We start from the raw sequence: 2,010 nt of genomic DNA, 5'->3' as shown, positions 1-2,010 counted from the left end.
CCGCCATACTGGCGCCGCTCAGCGTGATCCTGGGGCTCTTGATCCTTATCTTCCACCTGGCCCGTCCCTGGACCTTCTGGAAGCTGATGTTCCACTACCAGTTCGACTCCGTCATGTCGATGGGGGTCATGCTGTTTCAGGTCTATATGGCGGTGCTGTTTGCCTGGCTGGCCGTGGTGTTCAGGGCCGAGATTGGGGCGCTGCGTCGGCAGTGGCTAGGGGACAAGTTCGCCTTTATCGACACCCTGATTGGCAAGCTGGCGCAGCTTGAACGGCTGCTCAGCCCCTTGCTGTTACTGCTGGCGGTGTTGCTCGGGGCCTACACCGGCTTCCTGCTCTCGGCCCTCAAGACCTACCCCATGCTCAACAATCCCATCCTGCCTGCACTGTTTCTGGTGTCCGGCATCAGCTCGGGCATCGCCTCCACCATCTTGCTGGCGGTGACCCTGTTTCGGGAGGATGGCCACAGCCAGGGGGTGAGTTTCGTGCACAGGTTCGAGCGGCCCATCGTCGCCATCGAGATCTTCCTGCTGGTCTGTTTCTTCACCGGCCTCTACTTCGGTGGTGGTCAGCGAGAGGCGGCCATGTGGGCGGCGCTTGGCGGCGGTTTCTGGTCCCAGGTGTTCTGGTTCGGGGTGATAGGCCTTGGCATAGTGCTACCCCAGTTGCTGGGGCTGTTTGGCGCTAAGGCGCGGGCGCACCAGCCTGCCCGGTTGGCGCTGATCTGCAGCTTGAGTCTGGTGGGCATATTGCTGCTGCGTTACTTCATCCTCTATGCCGGTCAGATGACGGTGATGTAACGCGCCCGGCTCTGCCTTGGCGCAAGAGAAAAAGCAAAAAGGCGGGATGATCCCGCCTTTTTCATGGCCGTGCGTCGCGGTTGTTCGCCCGTGACCGCTCAGTCACTGGCCCCTTGCAGGGCCCGCACTTCGAGGTGTTGCTCGCCGGGGCGGCACACCAGCACGGATCCCTGCTCGAACCAGTCCCCCAGCACGATGCGGCGGGCGGGTTGACCGTCGAGCGTGAAGTCGTGGATGGCGGGCCTGTGGGTGTGGCCGTGGATCATGGTTCGGCAGCCGTGCTGGCGCAGCATCTCGTCCACCGCCTGTGGCGTCACATCCATGATGGTCTGGCGTTTGACGGTTTTCTCCATCCGGCTTTGGCCACGGATCTTGTGGGCGATGGCCTGACGGCGGCTCAGCGGCAACCGCAAGAACAGCCAGCGCAGCCACTTGAACTGGGTGATGCGGCGATATTTCTGATATCCCTCATCCCGGGTGCAGAGCAGATCGCCGTGGCTCAGCAACACCCGCTCCCCATAGAGCTCGATGACGCAAGGGTCGCCGAGCAGGGTCATGCCAGCCCGCTTGGCAAACTGCTGGCCCAACATAAAGTCGCGGTTGCCGTGAATGAAATAGAGGGGCACCTGTTGTTGGCTCAGGGCCGCAAAGGCCTCGGCGATCTGCTGGTGGAGCGGATTGGGATCGTCGTCGCCAATCCAGAATTCAAACAGATCTCCCAACACATAGAGGGCGTCGGCACCGGGTGCGTCGTGCTCCAGAAAGTGCACCAGCGCGGCCGTCATGTCGGGCCGATCGCTGCACAGGTGAATGTCACTGATAAAGAGGGTGCTCATGATGGCGTGCGAGGTGCCCCGATTCTGGCTGTATGGGTCATAGGGTGAGGGTGCCAGTCAAACTGGTCAAGGTTGCGGCCTTCCAGGGTCAACAGCGCCTGATAGGGATCGCCGGACAATTTCAGCAGGCGGCAGATGGCCGCTTCCCCTTTCAGCCCTTGCTGCAGGCGCAGGGCGAGCAGGGTGCGGTAAAAGGGGTGACCAAAGTGCTCGATCAGGGCGGCCATCAGGCTGAGGTGGCGCCAGCCGTTGAGGGTTTCGACCCTCGCCGGGGTGACATAGAGCTCGATGGGCCAGCTGCGGCCATCGGCGTCGGTCAGGGTCTGCTCCAGCAGCCAGATGTCGCTGCCCAGGGCGCGGCGTTGCCAACCCTG

Annotated in this window: 3 protein-coding genes; 1 reads left to right on the top strand and 2 read right to left on the bottom strand. The window is 62.4% G+C overall.

Going from position 1 to position 2,010, the window contains the following annotated elements; all coding sequences use genetic code 11:
• Positions 1-800 (top strand): cytochrome c nitrite reductase subunit NrfD (gene nrfD / locus AAC083_RS03350; RefSeq protein ID WP_258224874.1); only part of this gene is annotated, 800 nt, incomplete at its 5' end.
• Between the two features lie 98 nt (positions 801-898).
• On the opposite strand, the gene lpxH is transcribed toward nrfD, so the two are convergent.
• Positions 899-1,636: a UDP-2,3-diacylglucosamine diphosphatase gene (lpxH, locus tag AAC083_RS03345; protein ID WP_108537998.1), complete on the bottom strand. Its 738-nt coding sequence runs from the start codon at positions 1,634-1,636 to the stop codon at positions 899-901.
• Positions 1,633-2,010: DUF4269 domain-containing protein (locus tag AAC083_RS22875; RefSeq protein ID WP_258224873.1), on the bottom strand; the 378-nt coding region annotated here is incomplete at its 5' end. The genes lpxH and AAC083_RS22875, both read right to left, overlap by 4 nt.

This window comes from Aeromonas sp. HMWF014, from assembly GCF_963878295.1.
Classification (GTDB): domain Bacteria; phylum Pseudomonadota; class Gammaproteobacteria; order Enterobacterales; family Aeromonadaceae; genus Aeromonas; species Aeromonas popoffii.
Note: the sequence above shows the minus strand (reverse complement) of the source record. Positions and strands in the feature narration are given on the sequence as shown.

Bases quoted from the DNA above. Each gene is read 5' to 3' on its own strand.
- lpxH (WP_108537998.1), bottom strand. From the start codon at position 1,636: ATGAGCACCCTCTTTATCAGTGACATTCACCTGTGCAGCGATCGGCCC.